At 53.3% G+C, this 24,996-nt stretch carries 22 protein-coding genes; 13 read left to right on the top strand and 9 right to left on the bottom strand.

What is annotated here, in order from left to right:
• Positions 1-4: 4 nt before the first annotated feature.
• The 9 genes from galE (at position 5) to WKJ04_RS03925 (ending at position 12,487) form a co-directional block, all read left to right on the top strand.
• The gene (gene galE, locus WKJ04_RS03965) at positions 5-1,036 is read left to right on the top strand and encodes a UDP-glucose 4-epimerase GalE (protein ID WP_337879208.1); all 1,032 of its coding nucleotides are present in this window, start codon (positions 5-7) and stop codon (positions 1,034-1,036) included.
• Between the two features lie 33 nt (positions 1,037-1,069).
• Entirely contained in the window at positions 1,070-2,143 is a 1,074-nt protein-coding gene (locus WKJ04_RS03960; protein ID WP_337879207.1) for a UDP-glucose--hexose-1-phosphate uridylyltransferase, read from the top strand.
• Positions 2,143-3,294, top strand: a complete 1,152-nt coding sequence (gene galK, locus WKJ04_RS03955; RefSeq protein ID WP_337879206.1) for a galactokinase — start codon at positions 2,143-2,145, stop codon at positions 3,292-3,294. The genes WKJ04_RS03960 and galK overlap by 1 nt, the downstream gene beginning before the upstream one ends.
• A complete protein-coding gene (locus WKJ04_RS03950) occupies positions 3,291-4,268 on the top strand; it encodes an aldose epimerase family protein (RefSeq protein ID WP_337879205.1) in 978 nt (325 codons plus the stop codon). The genes galK and WKJ04_RS03950 overlap by 4 nt, the downstream gene beginning before the upstream one ends.
• Positions 4,269-4,294: 26 nt before the next feature.
• Positions 4,295-5,854 (top strand): sodium/sugar symporter, encoded by a 1,560-nt coding sequence (locus tag WKJ04_RS03945; RefSeq protein WP_337879204.1) that lies wholly within the window; start codon positions 4,295-4,297, stop codon positions 5,852-5,854.
• 2 nt (positions 5,855-5,856) lie between these two features.
• Entirely contained in the window at positions 5,857-8,433 is a 2,577-nt protein-coding gene (locus WKJ04_RS03940; protein ID WP_337879203.1) for a hypothetical protein, read from the top strand.
• 75 nt (positions 8,434-8,508) lie between these two features.
• On the top strand, positions 8,509-9,939 hold the full coding sequence (locus WKJ04_RS03935; RefSeq protein ID WP_337879202.1) for an MFS transporter: 1,431 nt from the start codon (positions 8,509-8,511) through the stop codon (positions 9,937-9,939).
• Positions 9,869-10,957 carry a LacI family DNA-binding transcriptional regulator gene (locus WKJ04_RS03930; RefSeq protein ID WP_337879201.1) on the top strand — a complete coding sequence of 363 codons (1,089 nt, stop codon included), beginning with the start codon at positions 9,869-9,871 and terminating at the stop codon, positions 10,955-10,957. The genes WKJ04_RS03935 and WKJ04_RS03930 overlap by 71 nt, the downstream gene beginning before the upstream one ends.
• Before the next feature lie 954 nt (positions 10,958-11,911).
• A complete protein-coding gene (locus tag WKJ04_RS03925) occupies positions 11,912-12,487 on the top strand; it encodes a hypothetical protein (RefSeq protein ID WP_337879200.1) in 576 nt (191 codons plus the stop codon).
• 550 nt (positions 12,488-13,037) lie between these two features.
• Here the strand turns inward: WKJ04_RS03925 and ilvC are convergent.
• Entirely contained in the window at positions 13,038-14,516 is a 1,479-nt protein-coding gene (ilvC, locus tag WKJ04_RS03920; RefSeq protein WP_337879199.1) for a ketol-acid reductoisomerase, read from the bottom strand.
• 141 nt (positions 14,517-14,657) lie between these two features.
• On the opposite strand from ilvC, the gene ilvY reads away from it, so the two are divergent.
• On the top strand, positions 14,658-15,554 hold the full coding sequence (gene ilvY / locus WKJ04_RS03915; RefSeq protein WP_337879198.1) for an HTH-type transcriptional activator IlvY: 897 nt from the start codon (positions 14,658-14,660) through the stop codon (positions 15,552-15,554).
• A gap of 26 nt (positions 15,555-15,580) precedes the next feature.
• Here ilvY and WKJ04_RS03910 read toward each other — a convergent pair whose 3' ends face one another.
• The 8 genes from WKJ04_RS03910 to zapE all read right to left on the bottom strand — a co-directional run bounded on the left by WKJ04_RS03910 (position 15,581) and on the right by zapE (position 21,823).
• A complete protein-coding gene (locus WKJ04_RS03910) occupies positions 15,581-16,000 on the bottom strand; it encodes a ClpXP protease specificity-enhancing factor (RefSeq protein WP_337879197.1) in 420 nt (139 codons plus the stop codon).
• Positions 16,001-16,004: 4 nt separating this feature from the next.
• Complete coding sequence (sspA, locus tag WKJ04_RS03905) at positions 16,005-16,634, bottom strand: stringent starvation protein SspA (RefSeq protein ID WP_337879196.1); 630 nt, start codon at positions 16,632-16,634, stop codon at positions 16,005-16,007.
• A gap of 70 nt (positions 16,635-16,704) precedes the next feature.
• Positions 16,705-17,445, bottom strand: a complete 741-nt coding sequence (locus tag WKJ04_RS03900; protein ID WP_337879195.1) for a cytochrome c1 — start codon at positions 17,443-17,445, stop codon at positions 16,705-16,707.
• Positions 17,445-18,704 carry a cytochrome bc complex cytochrome b subunit gene (locus WKJ04_RS03895; protein WP_337879312.1) on the bottom strand — a complete coding sequence of 420 codons (1,260 nt, stop codon included), beginning with the start codon at positions 18,702-18,704 and terminating at the stop codon, positions 17,445-17,447. Before WKJ04_RS03895 ends, WKJ04_RS03900 begins: the two co-directional genes overlap by 1 nt.
• Positions 18,705-18,718: 14 nt before the next feature.
• On the bottom strand, positions 18,719-19,309 hold the full coding sequence (gene petA, locus WKJ04_RS03890; RefSeq protein WP_337842844.1) for a ubiquinol-cytochrome c reductase iron-sulfur subunit: 591 nt from the start codon (positions 19,307-19,309) through the stop codon (positions 18,719-18,721).
• Between the two features lie 409 nt (positions 19,310-19,718).
• Complete coding sequence (gene rpsI, locus WKJ04_RS03885) at positions 19,719-20,111, bottom strand: 30S ribosomal protein S9 (RefSeq protein WP_337842843.1); 393 nt, start codon at positions 20,109-20,111, stop codon at positions 19,719-19,721.
• A 12-nt stretch (positions 20,112-20,123) separates the two neighbouring features.
• A complete protein-coding gene (rplM, locus tag WKJ04_RS03880) occupies positions 20,124-20,552 on the bottom strand; it encodes a 50S ribosomal protein L13 (protein WP_337842842.1) in 429 nt (142 codons plus the stop codon).
• 176 nt (positions 20,553-20,728) lie between these two features.
• Positions 20,729-21,823 carry a cell division protein ZapE gene (gene zapE / locus WKJ04_RS03875; RefSeq protein ID WP_337879194.1) on the bottom strand — a complete coding sequence of 365 codons (1,095 nt, stop codon included), beginning with the start codon at positions 21,821-21,823 and terminating at the stop codon, positions 20,729-20,731.
• Between the two features lie 124 nt (positions 21,824-21,947).
• Between zapE and WKJ04_RS03870 the strand changes: the two genes are divergently transcribed.
• The 3 genes from WKJ04_RS03870 (at position 21,948) to WKJ04_RS03860 (ending at position 24,964) form a co-directional block, all read left to right on the top strand.
• Complete coding sequence (locus WKJ04_RS03870; protein WP_337879193.1) at positions 21,948-22,400, top strand: DUF1043 family protein; 453 nt, start codon at positions 21,948-21,950, stop codon at positions 22,398-22,400.
• Positions 22,401-22,459: 59 nt separating this feature from the next.
• A complete protein-coding gene (locus WKJ04_RS03865) occupies positions 22,460-23,803 on the top strand; it encodes a DegQ family serine endoprotease (RefSeq protein WP_337879192.1) in 1,344 nt (447 codons plus the stop codon).
• 90 nt (positions 23,804-23,893) lie between these two features.
• Positions 23,894-24,964 (top strand): trypsin-like peptidase domain-containing protein, encoded by a 1,071-nt coding sequence (locus WKJ04_RS03860; protein WP_337879191.1) that lies wholly within the window; start codon positions 23,894-23,896, stop codon positions 24,962-24,964.
• The last annotated feature ends 32 nt before the right edge of the window (positions 24,965-24,996 follow it).

The raw sequence follows: 24,996 nt of genomic DNA, 5'->3' as shown, positions 1-24,996 counted from the left end.
AATCATGAAGATTTTAGTGACAGGCGGTGCGGGTTACATTGGGTCTCATACCTGTGTCGAGCTGCTGCAAAGCGGCCACCAGGTACTGGTAGTGGATAACCTGGCCAACAGCAGCCTGGAAGCCATCAACCGCATTGAAGAACTGGCCGGCAAAGCGGTGCAGTTTATTCAGGGTGATGTACGCGATGAGGCCCTGCTGTCTGAAATCTTTACGGCAGCAGCCGCCACTGGCCAGCCGGTCGATGCGGTGATCCACTTCGCTGGCTCCAAAGCTGTGGGTGAGTCGGTGCAGTTTCCGCTGGCCTATTACGACAACAACGTCTGCGCCAGCCGCACTTTAATGGCGGCCATGCAGCAGCATGGCGTGAACTGCCTGGTGTTCAGCTCGTCCGCCACTGTGTACGGCGAACCGGACCAGGTGCCGGTGACCGAAGACTTCCCGACCCGCCCTTTTAACCCTTATGGCCGCACCAAACTGATGGTGGAGCAGATGATGGGCGACCTGGTGGTGGCAGCGCCAGCCTTCAGTGCTGTGGTGCTGCGGTATTTTAATCCGGTCGGCGCGCACCCGTCAGGCCGCATTGGCGAAGACCCACAAGGCATTCCAAATAACCTGATGCCTTTTATTAACCAGGTGGCTGTCGGCCGCCGCCCTTTCCTGTCGGTGTTTGGCAATGACTACGACACACCGGACGGCACAGGCGTACGGGACTATATCCACGTCTGCGATTTAGCCGAAGGCCATGTGCGGGCGCTGGAACAGCTGGCAGCCACACCAGGCTTGCATACCTACAACCTCGGTACCGGCAGCGGCATTTCGGTGCTGCAAATGGTCGAAGCCTACCGCCAGGCCTCTGGCCAGCCGATTGATTATCAGATTGCACCGCGCCGCCCCGGCGATATTGGCTGTTACTACGCCGACGCCAGCAAAGCCGCCCGTGAACTGAACTGGCGTGCCAGCCGTGATTTAACCCAAATGGTGACAGACGGCTGGAACTGGCAACGCCAGAACCCCCATGGTTATGCCAAAAATTAAGTTTGACTCAAGAACAACCCGGAGTTTTCAGACATGTCTGAATTTGAAGCCAAAGATCACCCGCACCGTCGTTACAACCCGCTGACCGGGGATTGGGTGCTGGTGTCGCCGCACCGTGCCAAACGCCCCTGGCAGGGCCAGATTGAAAAAGCAGAAACGGAGCAGAACCCAAGTTATGACCCAAGCTGCTTTTTATGCCCGACCAACACCCGGATCTCGGGCGATCTGAACCCGGATTATCAGCAGCCTTTTGTGTTCACCAATGACTTTGCGGCCCTGATGAACCACACGCCTTTTGCCCATCAGGCCGACGACGAGCTGTTTCAGCTGAAATCTGAACGTGGCACCAGCCGGGTGATTTGTTATTCGCCAGACCACAGCAAAACCATGCCTGAACTCAGCACCGGCCAGATTGAAGCCATAGTGCGCACCTGGATTGCTCAGTACCAAGAGTTGTCGCAGCAGTACAGCTGGGTGCAGGTGTTTGAAAACAAAGGCGCCATTAACGGCTGCTCCAACCCGCACCCGCATGGCCAGATTTGGGCCAGCAGCACGGTGCCGACCCTGCCCGCCAAAGCCGACGCCGCCCAAAAAGATTACTTCGAGCGCCATGGCCGTTCACTGCTGTTGCATTACGCCCACACCGAGCTGCAAAACGGCGAACGCACTGTAGTGGCCAATGCCGACTGGCTGGTGGTGGTGCCCTTCTGGGCCAGCTGGCCCTTCGAAACCCTGGTCCTGCCGTTATTCCCGGTGGCGCGTATGGAGCAGTTAACCGAAGCGCAACAAGCCAGCCTGGCCGATATTCTAAAGCAGCTGACCATTCGCTACGACAACCTGTTCCAGTGCTCCTTCCCTTATTCCATGGGTTGGCACTGTGCGCCTTACAGCCCGGGCCAGGCCGAAACCGACCACAGCCACTGGCAGTTGCATGGCCATTTCTACCCGCCCCTGCTGCGGTCGGCCACCATCAAAAAATTTATGGTTGGCTACGAAATGCTGGCCGAAACCCAACGTGATATGACCCCGGAACAGGCCGCAGAACGTTTGCGGGAGCTGAGCCCTGTCCACTACAAGCAACACGTTCTACAGCAAGGTACCCACTGATGTCTCTGATTGAACAGGTAAAAGCCGAATTCCTCCGCCACTATCAGCAACCAGGTGAACTGGTGTTCCGTGCCCCGGGCCGGGTGAACCTGATTGGCGAACACACCGACTACAACGACGGCTTTGTGTTGCCTTGCGCCATTAACTACGAAACCGTCATTGTGGCCCGCCCACGGCAGGACCAGCTGGTGCGGGTACTGGCGCTGGATTACAGCCACCAGACCGACGAGTTCAGCCTCAATGCGCCGCTTTCGCATCACGCCACCCAGCAGTGGTCGAACTATGTGCGCGGCGTGGCCAACAGCCTGCTGCAAAAAGGCCATACGCTGAAAGGCTGTGACCTCGCCATCAGCGGTAACGTGCCACAAGGTGTGGGGTTAAGCTCCTCTGCCTCACTGGAAGTGGCCTTGGGGCTGGCTTACAGCCGTATTGCCGGCATTGAACTGTCCAGCCGCGACAACGCACTGAACGGCCAACACGCCGAAAACACCTTTGTCGGCTGCAACTGCGGCATTATGGACCAGCTGATTTCAGCCCAGGGCCAACAAGGCCACGCCGTGCTGATTGACTGCCGCAGCCTCGACAGCAAAGCCGTGCCGCTGCCAGCCGGGCTTGCGGTGATGATCATCAACTCCAATGTGAAACGGGGCCTGGTCGACAGCGAATACAACACCAGACGTCAACAATGTGAAGCGGCTGCCGCCAGCTTTGGTGTCAAGGCGCTGCGTGATGTCAGCCCGGAATTACTGCAAAGCCGGATTACCGAGTTAGACCCGCTGGTGGCCAAACGTGCCCGCCATGTGGTGACTGAAAACGCCCGCACCGAACAAGCCGCAGTGGCGCTGGCGCAAGGCGATATCGCCCGCTTAAGCGAGCTGATGGCGCAGTCGCATGTCTCGATGCGTGACGATTTTGAAATTACCGTGCCAGCCATTGATTACCTGGTGGCGCTGGTGGGTGCCGCGCTGGGCCAGAGCGGCGGTGTGCGCATGACTGGCGGTGGTTTTGGCGGTTGTGTGGTGGCGCTGGTGCCGGAAGCGCAGGTGGAGCCCATCAAAGCTTTGATTGCCGCCAACTACCAGACCCAAACCGGCCTCACTGCGGATGTATTTGTCTGCACCGCCAGCCAGGGCGCGGAGCAAGTGGCGTGAGTTCGCCTTTCACGCCCATTCAGTTAACAGATAGCGCTGGCCTGGAGCTGGAGCTGCTGCCTTTTGGCGCCAGCATCCAGCGCATTCGCTTTTTCGGCACTGAAGTGACGGTCGGATACCCCGACCCGGCGTCGTATCAGCACAACCCGTTTTATTTAGGGTCCACGGTCGGCCGTTTTGCCAACCGCATTGCCAAAGGCCAGTTCAGTCTGAACAACCAGCAGTATCAGTTGCCGGTGAATAATGGCCCCAACCATTTGCATGGCGGACCGGACGGCTGGCACCAGCGCCCGTGGCGGCTATTGGACCAGAAAGCCGACTCCGCCCTGCTGTATCTGTGCGCGGAAGATGGCGAAAACGGTTTCCCGGGCACGGTCGAGGTGTGGCAGCGCATTGTGCTGCAACAGGGCGAAGTACGGCTGATGTTTAAAGCCCAAAGCAACAAAGCCACGCCGCTCAGTCTGACCAATCACAGCTATTTCAACCTGAATCAGAGCGCGGCAGACATCAGCAACCATCAGCTGCAGATCTTCAGTGAAAGCTACCTGCCCACCACAGCAGACGCCATCCCAACCGGCGAACTTGCCCCAGTGGCAGAGACGGCCTTTGACTGGACACAAGGCCAGCAGGTCGGCCAGGCGTTAGCGGCAGAGCACCCGCAACTGGCGCTGGCGCGCGGTTTTGACCACAGCTATGTCTGGCCCCACTGGCACAAAGACCAGCTGCCACAACGCCAGGCCAGGCTCTATTCGCCGGAGTCCGGTATTGCGATGGAACTCTGGTCTGATTTACCAGCAGTTCAGTTGTATACCGGCAACTACCTGAGCAGCCCATTTGCGCCGCGTCAGGGGTTGTGCCTGGAAGCCCAGCACTGGCCGGATGCGCCCAATCAGCCGCTGGCCCCGTCGGCCATGTTATGGCCCGGCGATCTGTACCAGCACTGCATTTCCTTTCGTTTCAGCCAACAACAATAAATCTTATGATGGACAGGGTATAACTTATGTTAACTAACTTGGATCTCAGCATTCTGGTCATCTATGTGATTGGCCTGCTGGTTTTGGCCTGGTGGATTTCCCGCGACGACGGCAATCACCAGAAAGACACCAACGACTATTTCCTGGCGGGCAACAGCCTGCCCTGGTGGGCCATTGGCGCCTCGTTAATTGCCGCCAACATTTCAGCCGAACAGATCATCGGTATGTCAGGCTCAGGTTACGCCATAGGTTTGGGGATTGCGTCCTACGAATGGATGGGCGCGCTGACGTTGATTATTGTCGGTAAGTACTTTCTGCCTATTTTCCTGAAACGCAAAATCTACACCATGCCGCAGTTTCTGCAGCAGCGCTTTGATAACCGCGTGCGCACCACGCTGGCGCTGTTCTGGTTGGGTGTCTATGTGTTTGTCAATCTGACCGCTGTGCTCTGGTTAGGCGCACTGGCCATTCATACCATGACCGGGCTGGACTTAACGGCCAGCATGCTGATTTTAGCGCTGCTGTCGGTGGCCTATTCGCTGTACGGTGGCTTAAAAGCCGTGGCCTACACCGACATTATTCAGGTGGTGCTGCTGGTAGCCGGTGGTTTGTTCCTGTCGACCTTAGCCCTGCAACAACTGGGCGACGGTGCTGGTGTGCTGGCCGGTTTAGACCGCCTTTTTGCCGAAGCGCCGGACAAATTCGATATGATCCTGACGCCGGACAACCCGCATTATGTCAGTCTGCCGGGCATCTCAGTGCTGGTCGGTGGCCTCTGGGTGATGAACCTGTCGTACTTTGGCTTTAACCAATACATTATTCAGCGCACCCTGGCGGCAAAAGACCTGCCTGAAGCGCAAAAAGGCATTGTGTTTGCCGCCTTCCTGAAGCTGTTAATGCCCATTATTGTGGTGCTGCCGGGTATTGCCGCGGTGCTGATCCTGCCGGAGCTGAGCAAACCAGACCAAGCCTACCCGCAGCTGATGAGCCTGATGCCGTCCGGTGTCAAAGGCCTGATCTTTGCCGCCCTGGTGGCCGCCATTCTGTCCAGTCTGGCCTCGATGACCAACAGCGTCGCCACTATTTTTACCATGGATATTTACGCCCAGCTCAAACCCAACCAAAGCCAGAAGCAGTACGTACTGGTCGGCCGGGTAGTGAGCCTGCTGGCACTGGTGCTGGCTCTGCTGACCGCAGAGCCGCTGTTAGGCAAATTCGAGCAGGCCTTCCAGTATATTCAGGAGTTCACCGGCTTCTTTACCCCGGGTATAGTGGTGTTATTCCTGCTGGGTATGTTCTGGCGCCAAATGACAGCCACAGCGGCCCTGGTAGCAGCAGTGGGCTCGGCGGCGCTGTCGCTGCTGTTTAAGTTTAATCTGCCAACGCTGCCATTTATGGACCGGGTCGGTCTGGTGTTCCTCTGCTGTCTGGGCCTGGCTGTACTGGTCAGCCTGCTGAAGCCGGAAGACACCAGCGGCAAGGCCGTTGAGCTTGAGGATATTCAATTCGACACCCGTGCCAGTTTCAACTGGGCTTCTGTTGCCGTCTGCCTGGTGCTGGCGGCCTTATACGCAACCTGGTGGTAAGCATGAAAAACTTAACGAACACGCACTGGCTACGGCCTTCTCTGCTGATAACGGCGCTGGCGTTGGCCAGTGCCGCTGCCCTTGCCACGCCAACAGGCCCGGTGAAGGTCGACAACGGCGTGATGCGCTGGGCCGACGGCTCGGAAGTGGCGCTGTTTGGTGTGAACTACAGCGCGCCTTTTGCTTACGGCTACCGTTCCCTCAAACGCCTGGGTGTGGACCATAAAGCGGCGATCCGGATGGATGTGGCCCATATGAAACGGCTGGGGCTGGACGCCTACCGTGTTCACCTGTGGGACCGCGAGCTGGCCGATGACGAAGGCAACCTGCTGCAAAACGAACACCTGGAGCTGTTCGACTATTTGCTGGCCGAGCTGGAAAAGCATCAGATCAAAGTGATCATTACGCCCATTGCCTGGTGGGGCAGCGGTTATCCGGAGCCCGACCCGGTCGAAACCGGCTTTGCCCGCCACTACAGCAAAAACCAGATGAACGAAGTGCCTGCCGCTATTGCGGCGCAGCACCGTTATCTGACCCAGCTGCTGGCGCACAAGAATCCGCTGACTGGCAAAACCTATGCACAAGACCCGAACATTATTGCCTTTGAGCTGTTTAATGAGCCTAAACATGGCCAGGCTCCGGCCAAAAGCGCCGCTTATATTCAGGGCCTGATTGATGTGGTGCGCAAAGCCGGCGTCACCAAACCGCTGTTTTACAACACCAGCGAACAGGGCAACCAGCCTGATTTTGCCAAAGCCCTCTGTGAAACCTCCATCGACGGTGTGGCGTTTCAGTGGTACCCGACTGGCCTGTTAAAATACAGCGCCATCAACGGCAATATGCTGGGCGCTGTGGCGGCTTACCATAACCCCTTTGCGGCCATTGACGCCTGTCAGAGCAAAGCCAAAATGGTGTATGAATTTGACGCCGCCGATGTCGCCGCCAGTACTATGTATCCGGCGATGGCGCGCAGTTTCCGCACTGCGGGTATGCAATGGGCCACGCAGTTTGCCTATGACGCTGCCTACGCGGCGCAAACCAATTCGGAATACAACACCCACTACCTGAACCTGCTGTACACGCCGTCCAAAGCCATCAGCCTGATGATTGCTGCCGAGCAGTTCCGCCAATGGCCACGGCTACAGCACCCTGCGGCCTACCCTGCCAGCAATACAGCCGGCCATGTGACGCTGGACCCACAGACCGACGTGGCGCTGCTGCAAAGTGACAGCCAGTTGCTGTACAGCAACAGCACCAACGCCACGGCCAAAGACATCAGGCAACTGACGCAGATTGCCGGTGTCGGTTCGTCGGCTTTGGTGCAGTATCAGGGCAATGGCGCTTATTTTCTCGATAAACAGCAGGACGGCCTGTGGCGCTTAGAGGTGTACCCGGATGTGCTGGAATTACAGGACCCGTACCAGAATTCCAGCCTGCGCCGTGAAGCACGCCGCCTGTACAGCACCAGCCGCAGTATCACAGTGCAATTGCCAGATTTAGGCCACAGCTATCAGTTGAACGCCATTAATACAGGCAACAGCAGCAAGCAACAGGCCAAAGCGGGCACAGTGCAGGTTCAGCCTGGGGTGTACCTGCTGGCCAAAACGGCCGCTCAGCTTGGTAGCGCCGCGGTCGACAACAGCTATTTGTTGCCAGAAACCCGTACAACCAGCCTGGACGTTGAACACCAAAACCTGCGTGAAGCCGCGCTGAAACAACAGTTGCCACTGAGCTTCCGTATTGGCAGCACTGTAGCGCCAGAGAAAGTAGAACTACTGGTGCGTTATCAGGGCGATCGCCAGTTCACGGCGCTGCCACTGCACAGCGCCAGCAGCGGCTTTAGCGGGGATTACCAGCTGAACTTAAACACCACAGATCAATTTAACCGCCCCGGTGTGTTGGAGTATGCACTGGTAGTCACAGCAGAAGGCAAGCAGCGCAGTTTCCCGGGTAATGCAGAGGGCAGCCCGCAGGATTGGGACTTTGTGCAGACCCAAGCCTACTGGCAAACCCGGCTGGTCGAGCCTGGCCTGCCGGTGCGGCTGTTCAGTGCTGCGCTGGACCAAAGCGTCAGCCAGTACCCGCAGCAAGCCAGTGTGGAGCCACGTTGGCTGACCACCGCAGAAGCTATGGCGCTGCAGCTGGGTATTGCCGATATCAAAGCCCAGCCGACGGACGCAGTGCCGCTGCTGAAAACCACCTTAAGCCCCAACCTGAAGCTGGACCGCTTTGCCTTGCAGGGCTACAACAGCCTGTCGGTAAAACTGCGCAGCTACCAGCCACAGCAACTGCGGCTGGCGCTGTTAGACCAGGATGGCTTGGCGCATGGTGCTGAGTTTGCCGTGAAAACCGGCTGGCAGCAGGTGCTGATCCCCCTGAGCCAGCTCAAGCCGGTGGATACCTTATTGCCGCAGGCTTACCCGACTTTCTCGTCGCCATTACTACCTGCAAATCAGGTGCAGCCACAACCTCTGCAGCTCAACCAATTGCAAGGCCTGCAACTGCAGCTGCTGCGCCAAAGCGGCCAAAGCGGCTGGCAAGGGGTGGAGCTGGCCGAAGTAAGCTTACTAAAACGTTGAATTAAAAGGCCGGTTGCTGAAGAAATTCAGCCCGGCCTATAATCGGTTTTGCTTCAAAGCCAGAACCCGCAACTTATGACCCCAACCTCAGCCCCGACTGCGTTGCCGACAGGCCCTAAGCTGGCGTTGGGCTTTGGTTTTTTATCCACCTTTTTTGCCAGTCAGTCGGTGGCTGTGCTGGCTATTCCTTATTACCAGATGACCTTGGGGCTGGACCCTTTTCTGCTGGCACTGGCGCTCACCTTGCCACTGCTGCTGGGTTCCCTGTTAGGCCCCTGGGTTGGCCATTTATCCGACCACAGCCAAAGCCGCTTTGGCCGGCGTAAACCTTATATTCTGGTGGGCTCCTGGGCCAGCTGCATCAGCTTTGGCCTGATCTGGATGGTGCCTGCCGGCTGGGCCGACTGGGCACAGCTGCTGTATTTTGTGCTGTGTTCCTTGTGTTTTTATGTCTGCGCCACGCTGGTGGCCGTGCCGATGACCTGCCTGGCGTACGAGATGAGCCCGGACTACCACCAACGCACTGAAATTATGGGTTTTACCAGTTACTTTCTGAAGCTGGGGTCTTTGTTGTACCAATGGTTATTTCCGCTGGCGCAGCTCAGCCTGTTTGGTTCGGTGTTTTTTGGCATTCAGGTGGTGGGTTGGGGCGTCGGTATTTTACTGCTTGGCGTCTTGGGCACCATAGCCGCACTCGGCAGCCAGGAAAAAGTGCGGGTCAGTGCAGCCCCCATCCCCCGCCCCTCCTTGCTGACCAGCCTGAAAACCTTATCCGGCAATACAGGGCTGAAGGTGTTATTGGGCCTGACGTTGCTGCAAATGGCCGGTGGTGCCGCCGTGGCCAGCCTGGATTATTACCTGCTGGTGTATGCAGTCAGCGCGGGCTCGATAGAACAAGGCGCTGTGCTGAAAGGCTGGCTGTCGATGGCCTTTGCCGCTTTGGGCATCTTATCCATTCCGCTGCTGGCCAGTCTGGCCAGACGGGTCGGCAAAAAAACGGCACTGCTTTGGGTGTACTGGCTGACTCTGGCCGGAGGTGTCGCCAAATGGTTTATCTACACACCACAAGGTGTGTATTGGTTATGGCTGGACGCACTGCTGTGCACCGCCAGCTGGACAGCCATGACCATGCTGATCCCCTCAATGATTGTCGATTTATCTGACGAAGATGAATTGGCACAGGGCCAGCGCCGCGACGGCGCTTTTGCTGCGGTGCATGGTTGGGTCACCCATTTAAGCGCTGCGCTGGCTTTACTGGCCACCGGGCTTTGCCTGAACCTGATCCAGTTCGACGCGCATCTGGGCGCGGCCCAAAGCCCACAGACGCTGGACTGGATGCGGGCCATTTTATCCGGCGGCACAGTGCTTTTTGCATTGCTGTCACTCTGGCTGCTGCGCCACTACCAGCTGGACGCCGCCCAGTGCAGGAAAAACCGTGAGCAGCTGCAGTTACGCCAGCGGCAGCAAACTGGTACTATCGCAGCAGAAACAGCAGGAGCTGAATAAGAATTTTATGGTCACAATCAAAGACGTAGCCAAAGTGGCCGGCGTGTCCATTGCCACCGTATCACGGGTGATCCACGACGGTGGCCAGGTGGGTGATGCCTGCCGGGCCCGGGTGAAAAAAGTGATAGCCGAACTGGGCTACCGCCCCAACAGCAATGCCCGCGCTCTGGTCAGAAAAACCACCAATACGCTGGGTGTGGTCACACCAAAAATTTCTATGCCGTTTTTCGGCAGCTTAGCCAGTGGTGTGGAAAAAGGCGCACGGGAAAACAACTACAAGTGCCTGATGAGCAACTCTTTGTACGAGACTAAATCGGAGCTGGAAGCCATTGAGTCACTGCGCGACCATAACTGCCGCTCCATTATTCTGCACAGCGAATACTCCGACGAAAAAACCTTATTAAAACTGGCCGAAGAAATTCCGGGCCTGGTGCTGATTAACCGTTATATTCCGGCCATCTCCAACCGCTGCGTCTGGCTGGACAACCAGACCGGCGCTAAACACGCTACGGAGTACCTGCTTAAACGCGGCCACAAAAAGTTTGCCGTGATCACCAGTATTTACCAGAACGGCGACCCGGGCTTCCGGCTGCAGGGCATTCGCGAGGCGTTAAAAACTGCCAACCTGCCACTGCCTGAACAGGCGATTGAGGAATCCACCGCCAACCTGGAAGGCGGCGAGCAGGCCGTGAAAGCCCTGCTGGCCAAAGGCATCAAGTTCACAGCGCTGCTGGCGTACAACGACAATATGGCCATAGGCGCCATTCACGCCTTATTTGAAGCCGGCCTGCGGGTGCCAGAAGATGTGTCGGTGATAGGTTTTGACGATTTAATTATCAGCCGCGTCTGCCGGCCGCGCCTGACCACAGTGCATTACCCGGTGGAAGAAATGGCCAGCTACGCCACCAAACTCGCCATAGAACTGGGTGAACACCCAGACGCCAGCCACCACCGCACCCATTTGTTTATTCCGCATTTGGTGGAGCGGGACTCAGTGGCAGATGCGCCGAAGAGCTAATCTCGGCGGGAGTCACCGCCGCCAGCTTTAGATTCAGTATCATATTCTTTAGCCGACGACTAACTGGTTTTTACTAAAAGCTTTCGCCTTTGGCGAGATACTTTCTTTTGCTTCGCCAAAAGAAAGTATCCAAAGAAAAGCGACCCCAGGTCGCAGCGAAAGCCCGGCCCAAAATCGTGCGTCCAAGGCGCCGGCGCAACTCGCTCGGCATTACCATGCCTCACTCAAACACTCACCGGCTTAAAACCTTGGCCCCCCAATTTTGCCCGGCTCGCACCCTAATGGGGGAATTGGTGCACTAGTTGGTTCTGTTTTATGCAAGCCTACTTTGTGCCAAAAGCGGACATTTTGCGTTGTGGTAAATGCCTGCTCATCACTCTCTTCATAAGCCCAAACCACCGGTCAAAATCCCATATATCCAGCTTGAGTAAAAATAAGAATAACTAGCGCTGTGCGTGTATAAATTTTGTCTGGCGCAAATTCACTGACTTTAGAAAAATCTGTTGAAATAGGGTACATGAACGTTAGCTTGGTATGAGTTGAATTCAGGAAAGAAGGCGTAAAAATGTTGGACTTGCGGGCAGAGCCCCTCCTATTAAATTGTTCTGTCTCGCCGGATTAAGGGCTTTAGATCGGTGGGGCATAATGTCCAGATTTAGAGAACAAACTAATCTTGAAAAGTTTGTGTTGTTCTGCAACGCTCGAAGCGTTCGCGTCACCGCTGATGCGAGCATGCAGACTGATGACGCGCACCAGCTTCGAGTAAAGCCACAAACCCCAACACCGGAGAGTTGTCGCGTCGAGAATTGTTTTACTGCTTGAGTCATAAGGAACCAAGGGAATAGTGGTCCACCGCAAACCAAAGACAGAACAAGACGCTGCAATGGACGCTAAACGAGCCATTGAGCTATATCGTTATGGTGCAAGCTACGTGAGTCGAGAAATAGGGACTGTATGAATCAAAGGACGATGGCAGACATACATTACGGAATTCAAAATCCAAAAGACCTTTTGGATAAACTTCTGCAAGATGCTAGTAAGCTTTCAAAACTTCCAGATAAATATGACTTGTTCAATTTCGTTGTTACAGCAGCTGTTCTGAGTGAGTGGATTTGCAAATTCTATAAAAATGTAATGCCAGAGGATGTGTTGAGGGCCATGAACGGAGAGTCTGAAACCGGACTTCCTATAGATGCTGAAGACTGGATAGATGACAAAAGCTGTTTGCCAAATCCCGCGCAAGGAGCATGCAGGCACATATGCAATGCGATACGTATATGTTGGGGTACAGCCAATGCGAGCAAGCATTACTATTGGCAAAAAAGTAGCGGTGTGCAGTCAATCGGCTCTGAGCCGGAAATTAATGATTTTTATAGTTATTGCAATACCGCAGTAGGGACCGGTATATTCATAAATTACAACGGTGAATATTACACTGTAGAACAAGTTAAAGAGATATTAGTGCAGTTCTATCCCAGCTTCATCGAATACCTGGAAGCCTTGCAAGAGGGGCATGGAAATGCACCATAACAAACGCCAGCACAACGTGCCTTCGGCACTCGACTTGCAACAAGTTGCTCGCGTGTGTGGCGGGCGTTAACGTCAGCAATTCGCTCTTAGCGCACCATAAAACTAGTTAACTTCAACTACTGGCACCAATTCCCCATTAGGGTGCGAGCCGGGCAAAATTGGGAGGCCAAGGTTTTAAGGCTGGGAGTGTTTGAGTGAGGAACGGTAGTGACGAGCGAGTTGCCCAGCCGCCTTGGACGTACGATTTTGAGCCGGGATTTCGCTGCGACCTGGGGTCGCTTTTTCTTTGGGTACTTTCTTTTGGCGAGACAAAAGAAAGTACCTCGCCAAAGGCGAACTCTTTGCTAAGCGATCTTTCCCCATCAAAAAAAATAAAAGAACACAAGATCAGCAGTTAACAGTCAGTACATCCATCTACCAACAAGCGAAGACGATAATCAGGAAATCGGAACTTGCCGCGATCAGGCAAAAAAAAGCCCGGCATAGCCGGGCAAACAACCAAGGTCCACGTAAAAACTCGGTACCTGGGGTTGAGGCTTAGGGAGCCTCGCTACTCACCGACAATCTTCTTCATTGCGGTCATATAGCCCCGTAACTTTTTACCCACCTGCTCAACCGGGTGCTGACGAATCGCTTCGTTCACCGCAATCAGGCGGATATTGTCCACGCCTGTGGCGGCTGAACTTAAACCTTTGCCTACATATTCAGTGCTTAACTGGTTCACAAAATCGCGCAGCAGTGGCACTGCGGCATTGCTGAACAGGTAGTTGCCGTATTCGGCGGTGTCTGAAATCACCACGTTCATTTCATACAAGCGCTTACGGGCAATGGTGTTCGCAATCAGCGGCGTTTCATGCAGCGACTCGTAATAGGCCGATTCTTCAACAATGCCAGCCGCCACCATAGTTTCGAATGCCAGTTCTACCCCGGCTTTGACCATGGCCACAAACAAGATGCCGCGGTCGAAGTAGTCTTGTTCGGCAATCTGTTCGTCCGACACTGGTGCACTTTCAAAACCGGATTGACGGGTTTCTTCACGCCAGCCCAGCAGATTTTTGTCGTCATTGGCCCAGTCGGCCATCATGGTGCGGGAGAACTCACCGCTGATAATATCGTCCATGTGTTTTTCAAACAGCGGACGCAGTTTTACTTTTAACTCTTCTGCCAGATCAAAAGCTTTGATCTTCGCCGGGTTCGACAGACGGTCCATCATATGGGTGATACCGCCGTGTTTCAGCGCTTCTGTGGTGGTTTCCCAACCAAACTGGATCAGCTTGGCGGCATAACCTGGCTCAATACCTTCAGCCACCATTTTGTCGTAGGCCAGGATGGACCCGGTCTGCAACATGCCACACAGAATGGTTTGTTCACCCATTAAGTCGGATTTCACTTCCGCCACGAAGGACGATTCCAGTACACCGGCACGGTCGCCGCCTGTGGCTGAAGCGTACGCCTTGGCAATTTCTAAACCTTGTCCTTTCGGGTCGTTTTCCGGGTGCACCGCAATCAGCGTTGGCACACCAAAACCACGTTTGTATTCTTCGCGCACTTCAGTACCCGGGCACTTCGGTGCCACCATCACCACTGTGATGTCTTTACGAATTTGGGTGCCTTCTTCCACTATGTTGAACCCATGCGAATACGCCAGCGTCGCGCCTTCTTTCATCAATGGCATAATGGCCTGCACCACTGAAGTGTGCTGCTTGTCCGGCGTCAGGTTTAACACCAGGTCAGCCGTTGGAATTAACTCTTCGTAAGTGCCTACCTTAAAACCGTTGGATGAAGCGCTCTGAAACGACTTCCGTTTTTCAGCAATGGCTTCGGCACGCAGTGCGTAGCTGATATCCAGGCCAGAGTCGCGCATGTTCAAGCCTTGGTTCAGGCCCTGAGCACCACAACCTACAATCACAACTTTCCAGCCTTTTAACAGCTGACAACCATTGGCAAACTCTTCTTTGGCCATAAAGCGGCATTTGCCTAACTGCTTTAACTGCTGACGCAGATTTAAGGTGTTGAAATAATTGCTCATACAGGTCTCACATATTCTTTGGGCCGGCTCTCTGGCACAGCGTAACAGTGGCTGACACTTCGCACTGTTTTGATGCGACTGAGAATAAAACAGTGCATTCATTGCGTGAAGTGATATATTCACAATACAGTATTTCACTTTATGCAACACAGAATGGATATCCGCACTGCCCAGTTATTTCTGCATTTGGCCAGCAGCCTGAACTTTGCCCGTACCAGTGAACAGATGTATGTCAGCCCCTCCACCTTAAGCCGCACCATTCAGCGGCTGGAGCAGGAACTGAATGTGGAATTATTTATCCGCGACAACCGCTCGGTGCGCTTAACGGCCGCCGGTATCCGGTTGCAAAGTTTTGTCAAAAATTACCTGGAACAGTGGCATCAGCTGCAGCTGGACCTGAACCAAAACAGTGCAAACCTGACCGGCGAAATCCGGCTGTTTTGTACTGTCACCGCCAGTTTCAGCCACCTGCCTGCCATTCTGGATAAATTCCGGCTGGTTTGCCCTTTGGCCGAAATTAAGCTGATCACCGGCGACGCCGGTCAGGCGCTGGATAAAGTGAAACAGGATGAAGCTGATATTGCGCTGGCAGTCTACCCCGAACATTTGCCAATGAATATGGCGTTTCGCAGCATTGCCAAGGTGCAGCTGCAGCTGATAGCCCCAGTGATCCCCTGTAAAGCCAATGACTTACTCAGCCAAAACCCGGTGCCCTGGGACCAGGTGCCACTGATCCTGCCCGAACATGGGCCGCTGCGGGAACGCTTTGAGCAGTGGCGTAAAGCCAGGGGGATAGAGCCGAAAATTGTCGCCAAGGTGGAAGGCCATGAAGCCATGGTCAGTATGGTGGCTTTGGGCACAGGTGTCGCATTGGCACCTTCTATCGTGGCGTTACAAAGCCCGGCCAAAGACAGAGTGCGGTTTTTAAGCCCGCCAGATGAATTTACGCCATTTAATTTGGGCTTATGTGTGTTGTCCAAACGCCTGCACGAACCGCTGCTGCGGGCTTTCTGGCAAGTGGCTTCGGAATTGAAATAATGCGGCGGGCAAACGCCCGCTTGCGCTTATTTGATCACTTTCAGGTGAGACACTTTTTTGCCGGCAGGGGACGTGGGTTCTGGCGGCTCTGGCAAATGCTCTTCGCTGTCCAGTTCGATGTCGTCCTCTTCCGTCTCGGCTTCAAACATAGTGCCAGCACCGTTTTCACGGGCATAAATCGCCAGCACAGCTTTTAATGGCACAGAAAGCGCAAAAGGCTGGCCTCCAAAACGGGCATTGAAGCTGATGATGTCATTGCCCATTTGCAGATTGCCAATAGCTGAAGGGTTAATATTCAGCACGATCTGGCCGTTTTGCACGTGCTGCTGAGGCACTTTCACTCCACGCAAAGTCGCATTGACCACCAGGTAAGGCGTCAGATTGTTATCGACAATCCATTCGTAAAAGGCCCGTACTAAGTACGGCTTGTTGGATGTCATTTCCATGAAATTACCCTCTTCTGATCTCGCGTTCTGCGCTGGTCAGAGACTGCTGAAAGCCATCGCGCTCAAAGATGCGGCCCATATACAGGTTCAGCGTTTTGCTGCCCATACCGGAGAGCTCAATGCCCATCGCAGGCAAACGCCACAATAAGGCGGCCAGATAACAATCAACCAGGCTGAATTCGTCACTCATAAAATACGGATGTTCCTGAAACAATGGCGCCATCGCCAGCAAACCTTCACGCAAATCACGGCGGGCTATGGCCGCATCGTCACTGTGATTCAGTACCTTGATAGCCAGACTGAACCAGTCCTGTTCAATACGGTGCATCATAACCCTGCTGTTGGCACGGGCCACCGGGTACACCGGCATCAAAGGCGGATGTGGGAAACGCTCGTCCAGGTATTCATTGATAATGGGCGCTTTAAAAACCGACAGCTCACGGTCAATTAAAGTGGGCAGGCTGCCATAGGGATTGACCTCGTACACATCTTCCGGCACTTGCTCTGGCCGCACTAACACTAAATCGTAGGCCACGCCTTTTTCTGCCAGCACAATCCGGACCAGATGGCTGTACAGTTCGTCTTTGTCTGAAAATAAGGTCATGCCAGTACGTCTGTTGGCGTGTTGACTCATGTTTTCCTCCATAAGTGGGGCAAAAATACAAAGGGGCCTTTTGGCCCCTTTATCGGCGTGGCTTGTGCAATCAATGCACGTCGCGCCAGTATTCCTTCTTCAGCAGGAACGCAAAGATAAAGAAGATCACTAAGAAGATCATGACCTTAATACCTAAGCTGTGAGATTCCAGCTTGGATGGTTCACCCACATATTCCAGGTAGTTTACCAGGTCAGCCACAGTACGGTCGTATTCTTCCGTACTCAGCTCACCTGAACCATCGGTTTTGATACCCACATGAACTTCCACAGGCACACCGTCGACCAGACGGGTTTCAGTGGCTTCATAGGGCACCCCTTGCAATTCCTGCAGTACGTGAGGCATACCCACCATTGGGAACACTTTGTTGTTCACACCAAATGGGCGGCTTGGGTCCACATAAAAGGAACGCAGGTAAGTGTAAATCCAGTCCGGACCACGAACACGGGCCACGTTGGTTAAATCTGGTGGTGCGGCACCAAACCAGCGGGCCAGGTCTTCTTTGGGAGCGGCGTTGGTGATGTGTTCACCCACTTTTTCCGCGCCAAAAGCCAGAGTTTCCATGCCCACGTCATCCGGAATCCCCAGATCACGGAAAGTACGGGAATAACGCTGGTACTGCATCTGGTGGCAACCCAGGCAGTAATTCTGGAAAATGCGGGCGCCACGCTGCAGCGACTCTTTGTCATGCAGGTTGATGGGCGCTTTGTCCAGGTGCACCGCATGGCCACCTGCCGCCATTGCAGCGCCAGATGCAACCAGCGCCAGCACAGTCAATAACTTCTTCATCATTATGATAACCTCACTGGCAGCGGCTTGGTTTTTTCGTTTTTACTGTAGAACCATAACAGGCCAAAGTAAGCGAAGTAGGTCAGCGAGAAAATTTGTGCAAACAGGGTGTAAGTTGGAGTTGCTGGCAACACACCTAACACGCCCAGAGCGATAAAGCTGATCACAAAGTTCACCAGGTTCAGTTTGTGGAAAGTGCTGCGGTAGCGCACTGAACGCACCGGGCAACGGTCCAGCCAAGGCAGCAGTGCCAGCAGGATAATGGCCACAAACATTGCAATGGCACCAAACAGCTGGTCCGGAACTGCACGCAAAATGGCGTAGAAGGGGGTGAAGTACCACACTGGCGCAATGTGCTCAGGGGTTTTCATTGGGTTAGCCGGTTCAAAGTTTGGTGGTTCCAGGAAGAAACCGCCGCCTTCAGGCACAAAGAAAATCACCCAGCAGAACACCAGCAGGAAACCGACCACACCGACAATGTCTTTTACTGTGTAGTAAGGGTGGAATGGGATGGCATCCACAATAATTTTCTTACCACCTTTGGTGAAGTATTCATGGAAGCTGAACTTCTCAGACACGTTGTCTTCGTAAGGCGTACCGTCATTGGCACGTTTCACGTCGATACCGTCCGGGTTGTTCGAGCCCACTTCGTGCAATGCGATAATATGCAGGAACACAAGAATCACCAGCACCAGAGGTAAAGCGATCACGTGCAGGGCAAAGAAACGGTTCAGCGTCGCGCCGGAAATCACGTAGTCACCCCGGATCCACAGCGTTAAATCATCACCAATCACCGGAATCACACCGAAGATGGAAATAATTACCTGAGCACCCCAGAACGACATCTGGCCCCAAGGCAGCAGGTAACCCATAAAGGCTTCCGCCATCAGCACCAGGAAAATCAGCATACCGAAGATCCACAGCAGCTCACGTGGCTTCTGGTAAGAGCCATACATCATGCCGCGGAACATGTGCAGATAGACCACGACGAAAAACGCCGAAGCACCGGTGGAGTGCATATAACGCAGCAACCAGCCGTAGTCGACATCACGCATGATGTATTCAACAGAAGCAAAAGCGCCTTCTGACGTAGGAACGAAGTTCATTGTCAGCCAGATACCGGTCAGGATCTGATTGACCAGTACCAGCATGGCCAGAGAGCCGAAGAAGTACCAGAAGTTAAAGTTTTTTGGCGCTGGGTACTGCAGCACGTGGAGATTCATCTTCTCCATAAATGGCATGCGGTATTCAATCCAGCTCATCAGATTTTTAAACATCAGGCTGTCCCCTCATCTGCACCAATCAGAATGGTGGTGTCGTCGACGAACATATAAGGTGGGATCATCAGGTTTTTCGGTGCTGGTACACCAGAGAAGACCCGGCCGGCCATGTCGTAGGTTGACCCGTGGCATGGACAGAAGAAACCGGAAGGAATACCTTCAACCTGCGCGGCAAAATCATTGATCAGATAGGTTGGAGAACAGCCTAAGTGCGTGCAGATCCCCACAGCCACGAAAATTTCTGGTTTTTTCGACCTGTGCTGGTTCTTGGCATAATCTGGCTGTTGTGGTTCTTCAGAAGCCGGGTCACGCAGTTTTTCTTCAGCTTTTGCCAGACTTTCCAGCATGGCCGGAGTCCGTTTGACGATCCACACGGGCTTGCCTCGCCACTCTACCCGGATCAGCTGCCCGTCTTCGAGTTTGCTAATATCAGCAGTCACCGCAGCACCTGCTTGTTTAGCTTTTTCACTCGGATTCCAGGATGCTAAAAAGGGAACAGCAGCTCCAACCGCACCAACCCCACCGACCACAGAGGTCGCAATGGTCAGAAAGCGGCGGCGACCATGGTCTACAGGCGCATTGCTCATCCACTCATCTCCACGTTAAACGCTTAAATGTTGTTTTTTTAAGCGGCTGATTTTCAGCAATTATTATAAGTTGAAAAATACGGCGGATCATAAAGAAAAGCCCTGCTTTACACAAGGATTAAGCCCAATTCAATTGAGGTTGAGCGGCATTTTTTCGACGAATGCCCCTCGCCGATCACAGTGTAAATGGCCCTTTCACAAATTATTAAAACTGACAATGACCCAGGCTAAAACTTTGTCAAAAAACTTAGCAGATTCAGTAAGGAAAGACAGGTTCAGCTGCAAACTTTGTTGGCAGCGTGCAGGCGGCCTTTGCAATAAAACCACAAAGGTGCTCTGGCATGAAAGGCCGGTTGCAGCCATAAAAAAACCCGGCATAAAGCCGGGTTTTTGGCAGACAACAAACGAATTAACGTTTGGAGTACTGTGGACGCTTACGTGCTTTGTGCAGACCGATTTTCTTACGTTCCACCTGACGGGCGTCACGTGTAACGAAACCGGCTTTACGCAGAGCTGGACGCAGAGATTCGTCGAATTCCATCAGCGCACGGGTGATACCGTGACGGATAGCGCCGGCCTGACCAGAGATACCACCACCTTTAACAGTGACGTACAGGTCAAATTTGCCAACCATATCCACCAGCTCTAACGGCTGCATTACAACCATACGAGCAGTTTCACGACCGAAGTATTCAGTGATAGAGCGTTGGTTGATAACGATGTTACCTGAACCTGCTTTGATGAATACGCGAGCTGTAGAGGTCTTACGACGACCAGTACCGTAATATTGATTAGTTGCCATGTTCTGCTCCCGTTAGATGTCTAATACTTGCGGTTGCTGAGCAGCATGTTGATGCTCGGCGCCTGCATACACTTTCAGTTTACGGAACATAGCACGGCCCAGTGGGCCTTTTGGCAGCATGCCTTTAATAGCAGCTTCCAGTACCATCTCCGGTTTCTTGGCGATTAATTTTTCAAAGTTGATTTCTTTGATACCGCCTGGGAAACCACTGTGAGAGTAGTACATTTTGTCTTGTGCTTTTTTGCCAGTCACAGCCACTTTCTCAGCATTTACAACAACGATGTAATCGCCGGTGTCAACGTGAGGAGTGTATTCTGGCTTGTGCTTGCCACGCAGGCGAGCGGCGATTTCTGTTGCCAGACGACCCAGGGTTTTACCTGAAGCATCAACAACGTACCAGTCGCGTTGTACGCTTTCTGGTTTAGCAGTAAAAGTTTTCATCAAAAACTACCCAATTAAATAAAGCTGTTACACCTATAATCCGGCCTTCACCGGATCGCTTGAACGTACCCCTTCGAGTACAACACTGCCTGGCTAAGGCAGATTTCAGGCTGTAACGTGGGCCGGCGCGGGATTATACAGGAGGAATTAACAAAAAACAGCCACTTCACTAAAAATTACGGTAAATGCTCGCGCGCCAGATAGTCACGCGACTGCATCTCCTGCAACCGGCTCAGGCAGCGCTTGAACTCAAAAGACAGAATGCCTTCTGTATACAGCTGTTCCATCGGTATCGCAGCAGAAATAATCAGCTTCACATGACGTTCGTAAAACTCGTCGACCAGCGCAATAAAACGCCGCGCCACATCGTCTTTGCTTTGCCCCATTTGGGTGACATTGGAGATAAGCACCGTATGGTAGAGTTTGCTTAATTCCATATAGTCGTATTGGCTACGGGCGGTCTCACAAAGCTCTGAAAACTCAAACCAGATAATGCCATCCGCCTCTTTGCGGCTTTGCAATTTTCGGCCAGCAATTTCAATGGCGACCGCATCCTGTCTGGGTTCAACCGACAAAGCCTGGAAATAACAATGCAAATTGGCTTCGGCTTTCTCATCCAGAGGGGAGTGGTAAATTTCGGCTTGCTCCAGCGTACGCAGCCGGTAATCAATGCCGCTGTCGACATTGACGATCTGCGTGTGCTGTTTGATCAATGCAATAGCTGGCAGGAAACGGGCCCGCTGCAAACCATTACGGTACAGGCCGTCCGGTTCAATATTGGACGTGGCCACCAGGGTAATACCGCGGGCAAATAATTCCTGCATCAGGGTGCCAAGAATCATCGCATCAGTAATGTCAGACACAAAAAACTCGTCAAAACACAAAATATCGGTTTCCGCTTTAAAGCGGTCCGCTACCACTTTCAGCGGGTCAGAGACACCGGCAAGGGTTTTCAGCTCGTCATGTACTTTATGCATAAAGCGGTGAAAGTGAATACGTAACTTGCGCTGAGTGGGCAGGCACTCATAGAAGGTATCGACCAGATAGGTTTTACCCCGGCCAACCCCTCCCCAAAAATACAGCCCTTTGAGCGGCTGCTCTGCAATGGCTTTCCCTGTCAGTTTTTGCCACAGACTGGCTTTGGCCGGAGTGCGGCTGACAAAATCATCAAACAACCGTTGCAGTTGATTCACTGCATGTTGCTGCGCCGCATCAAACTGGAAATCGTCCCGGGTCAGGTCCTGCTGATATTTTTGTAATGGAGTGGTCATACGACGGATTGAAAAACTACTGTTTCAGCCTTAGATAATGGTCGTAATAGTAACATGCTCTACCACTTTGGATAACAAGTTGAGTTAAACTGTTGTTGGACGAGATTATTTATCAGGAGTGGATATGACTGTTACTTTTGCCTTGGCCTGGTTAATTGCAGGTTTGGTGGTTGGCATAGTGGCAACCCGGTTTTATTGTGTACGTCAGTTTAATCAGAACAAATTGCAGCTGGAACTGAATGACACCAAACAACAGTTACAGCAGTACCGTACTGATGTCACTGAACATATAGAGACCACTCATCAGTTGATGAATCAGCTGCATGAGCACTATGACAAAATAGCCCGCCATATGGCACAAACCAAAATGCAGTTAATTGAACGGCCTGGTTTTGAACCCCGCAGTGACGTCAATTATTTAGCTGGCGACACCGCGGCCCAAATCCGCCAGTCAATTCATAAACTGGATGAGCGTCGCAAAGTGAACGATCAGGCTTCACACCAGCCGCTGGATTATTCGGCTGATGCCAGCGGGTTGATGCGTTCAACCACTGAGCGAACTGCTTCAGACAATTGAACTTTTTGACTGGTAACGCATTCTTAGTGGCGTCGTCCCTGTAAGGAGCATTACCTCTTATGAAGTCGCAGTTTTCTGTTTTAACCGCAGCTATTCTGACGGCCTTGGTGCTGGCGCCTGTAGCGCCAGCTCAGGCAAAAATTCCTTTTTTCGGCTCTGACTCGCAGGAAATGCCAAGCCTTGCGCCTATGCTGGAGCAAGTCACCCCTGCCGTGGTCAATATCTCAGTGGCAGGCAGCCGTGAAGTCCGGGCCCGGTTACCAGGCGGGCTGGAGCAGTTTTTTGGTCGTGGCGAATTGCGCCAGGAACAGCCATTCCGTGGTTTAGGTTCTGGCGTCATTATTGATGCAAAAAAAGGTTATGTGGTGACCAATCATCATGTGATCAACGATGCTTCCGAAATCGAAGTCACCCTAAAAGATGGCAGAGTGTTAAAAGCCAAAAAAATTGGTGAAGACCCCGAAAGTGATATTGCGCTGCTGCAAATTGAAGCCGACGGCCTGACCCAGGTTGAACTGGCCGATTCCGATGCGTTGCGTGTCGGTGATTTCACCATCGCCATAGGGAATCCTTTTGGTTTAGGCCAGACTGTCACCTCAGGTATCGTCAGTGCACTGGGCCGCAGTGGCCTGGGTATTGAAGGCTACGAAGATTTTATTCAGACCGACGCCGCTATTAACAGCGGCAACTCCGGTGGCGCTTTGGTGAACCTGAAAGGTGAACTGATCGGCATCAACACCGCGATTCTGGGCCCCAACGGCGGCAATATAGGTATTGGTTTTGCCATTCCGGCCAATATGATGAAAAACCTGGTGTCCCAGTTTGTTGAGTTTGGTGAAGTGCGTCGTGGCGCTCTTGGGGTGACAGGCCGCGATTTGAACCCGGAAATTGCCAAGTCCATGAATGTCAAAGCCAATAAAGGTGGTTTTGTGCAAGAGGTGGTGCCGGGTTCGGCGGCCGAAAAAGCCGGCCTGAAAAGCGGTGATGTGATTACCCACTTAAATGGCAAACGCATCGACTCTTTCCTTGAACTGCAGGCCAAAGTGGCCACTTTGGGCGTCGGCAAAGAAATTAAACTGGGTATTCTGCGCGAAGACAAAGAGCTGACGCTGACTGCCAAACTGCAGGCCCGCGAAGATACAGTTGCTGAAGCTAAAACCCTGCACCCCATGCTGGAAGGTGCCACGCTGAAAGACAGCGAAAACGGCGTGCTGGTGGAAGACGTGGCTAACCGTTCGCCTGCCGCCATGATTGGCCTGGAAAAGGATGATCTGATCATTGGGGTCAGCCGCATTAAAGTGGGCAACACCAAAGAGCTGAGGGAATTACTGAGTAAAGCCTCTGGCACCACAGCGCTGCAAATTCAACGGGGTAACCGTATCTTATACATTCTGATCCGTTAACTATTTTGCAGTAGCAGGCCAAAGGCTTGCTACTGCAACCATTCATTTAGTGTTATGCTTTTGACACTATTCACTTTTTATTGAATCTCCGTGTCAAAAATTTTGTTCAGCCTGTTGCGCAGTATTGCTTATGGTCTTGCCGCTGCCATGATTTGGCTGATTTTCTTCAGTAATACGCCATTGCTGTTCACGTCTGCAGAACAAGCCAAAGCCGAACCTGTGTCTTATGCCCGTGCGGTGCGCTCTGCCGCTCCGGCTGTGGTCAATGTCTATACCAAAGCGACATCCGCTGATCCCCGGTCTTATCAAAACCGCACTATTCAGCGTCAGGAATTGGGTTCTGGCGTCATTATGAATGCGCAGGGTTATATTCTGACGAACTACCATGTGGTCTACGGTGCTGACCAGATTTCGGTGGCTTTGCAGGATGGCCGGGTCTTTGATGCAGTACTGATTGGTCAGGATCAGCTCACCGATCTGGCTGTACTTTATGTCGAAGCCAGCAATCTGCCCGTGATCCCACAAGATGCCAGCATTGATCCACAGGTTGGTGACTTGGTGCTGGCCATAGGTAACCCCTTTAATCTGGGACAGGCCATTACCCAAGGGGTGATTAGTGCGACAGGGCGGGCCGGTCTGAGCCCTGCCAATGGCTATGCCGACTTTATGCAAATGGACGCGGCCATTAACGCCGGGAACTCAGGTGGTGCGCTTATCAACAGCAACGGCACTCTGGTCGGCATTAACACAGCTGCTTTTCAGCGTCAGCGTAATCAGGATATTCAGGGCATCTTTTTTGCCGTGCCGTACAAACTGGCCAACAGCGTATTGCAGAAACTGATCCAGCACGGCCGGGTGATCCGCGGTTATCTCGGCGTCAGCGGCGATCCCGTGGTGAATCAGGCCGGTGAACCCTTAATCTCCACAGCACAAACCCTGTATGGTGTGCGTATTACTTCTATTGAACCCTTAAGTCCTGCCGCCATTGCTGGTATCAAAACCGGCGATATACTGCGGCAGATTAACGGCGTCCAGTTGTCCAGTGTGCACCATGCGTTGGATATTATTGCCGAAACGGCCCCGAACTCCACGCTGAATATGCTGGTAGACCGGCAAGGCCAGAATCTGACCATTCCGGTGGTAATTCAGGAACTGAATTAAAAAGCCGGCATTGCCGGCTTTTTCTTGAACAA

This window comes from Rheinheimera sp., from assembly GCF_037442345.1.
Classification (GTDB): Bacteria; Pseudomonadota; Gammaproteobacteria; order Enterobacterales; family Alteromonadaceae; genus Pararheinheimera.
The sequence above is the reverse complement of the archived record's forward strand: the minus strand, read 5'-3'. Positions and strand labels throughout refer to the sequence as shown.

What these genes read in the sequence shown, in the direction of transcription:
- zapE (WP_337879194.1), bottom strand. Translation starts at nt 21,823, where the DNA reads ATGACCACTCCATTACAAAAATATCAGCAGGACCTGACCCGGGACGAT.
- galE (WP_337879208.1), top strand. Translation starts at nt 5, where the DNA reads ATGAAGATTTTAGTGACAGGCGGTGCGGGTTACATTGGGTCTCATACC.
- WKJ04_RS03865 (WP_337879192.1), top strand. Translation starts at nt 22,460, where the DNA reads ATGAAGTCGCAGTTTTCTGTTTTAACCGCAGCTATTCTGACGGCCTTG.
- ilvC (WP_337879199.1), bottom strand. Translation starts at nt 14,516, where the DNA reads ATGAGCAATTATTTCAACACCTTAAATCTGCGTCAGCAGTTAAAGCAG.
- WKJ04_RS03900 (WP_337879195.1), bottom strand. Translation starts at nt 17,445, where the DNA reads ATGATGAAGAAGTTATTGACTGTGCTGGCGCTGGTTGCATCTGGCGCT.
- WKJ04_RS03945 (WP_337879204.1), top strand. Translation starts at nt 4,295, where the DNA reads ATGTTAACTAACTTGGATCTCAGCATTCTGGTCATCTATGTGATTGGC.
- rpsI (WP_337842843.1), bottom strand. Translation starts at nt 20,111, where the DNA reads ATGGCAACTAATCAATATTACGGTACTGGTCGTCGTAAGACCTCTACA.
- WKJ04_RS03960 (WP_337879207.1), top strand. Translation starts at nt 1,070, where the DNA reads ATGTCTGAATTTGAAGCCAAAGATCACCCGCACCGTCGTTACAACCCG.
- sspA (WP_337879196.1), bottom strand. Translation starts at nt 16,634, where the DNA reads ATGAGTCAACACGCCAACAGACGTACTGGCATGACCTTATTTTCAGAC.
- WKJ04_RS03935 (WP_337879202.1), top strand. Translation starts at nt 8,509, where the DNA reads ATGACCCCAACCTCAGCCCCGACTGCGTTGCCGACAGGCCCTAAGCTG.
- WKJ04_RS03925 (WP_337879200.1), top strand. Translation starts at nt 11,912, where the DNA reads ATGAATCAAAGGACGATGGCAGACATACATTACGGAATTCAAAATCCA.
- WKJ04_RS03910 (WP_337879197.1), bottom strand. Translation starts at nt 16,000, where the DNA reads ATGGAAATGACATCCAACAAGCCGTACTTAGTACGGGCCTTTTACGAA.
- WKJ04_RS03895 (WP_337879312.1), bottom strand. Translation starts at nt 18,704, where the DNA reads ATGAGCTGGATTGAATACCGCATGCCATTTATGGAGAAGATGAATCTC.
- ilvY (WP_337879198.1), top strand. Translation starts at nt 14,658, where the DNA reads ATGCAACACAGAATGGATATCCGCACTGCCCAGTTATTTCTGCATTTG.
- WKJ04_RS03940 (WP_337879203.1), top strand. Translation starts at nt 5,857, where the DNA reads ATGAAAAACTTAACGAACACGCACTGGCTACGGCCTTCTCTGCTGATA.
- rplM (WP_337842842.1), bottom strand. Translation starts at nt 20,552, where the DNA reads ATGAAAACTTTTACTGCTAAACCAGAAAGCGTACAACGCGACTGGTAC.
- galK (WP_337879206.1), top strand. Translation starts at nt 2,143, where the DNA reads ATGTCTCTGATTGAACAGGTAAAAGCCGAATTCCTCCGCCACTATCAG.
- WKJ04_RS03870 (WP_337879193.1), top strand. Translation starts at nt 21,948, where the DNA reads ATGACTGTTACTTTTGCCTTGGCCTGGTTAATTGCAGGTTTGGTGGTT.
- petA (WP_337842844.1), bottom strand. Translation starts at nt 19,309, where the DNA reads ATGAGCAATGCGCCTGTAGACCATGGTCGCCGCCGCTTTCTGACCATT.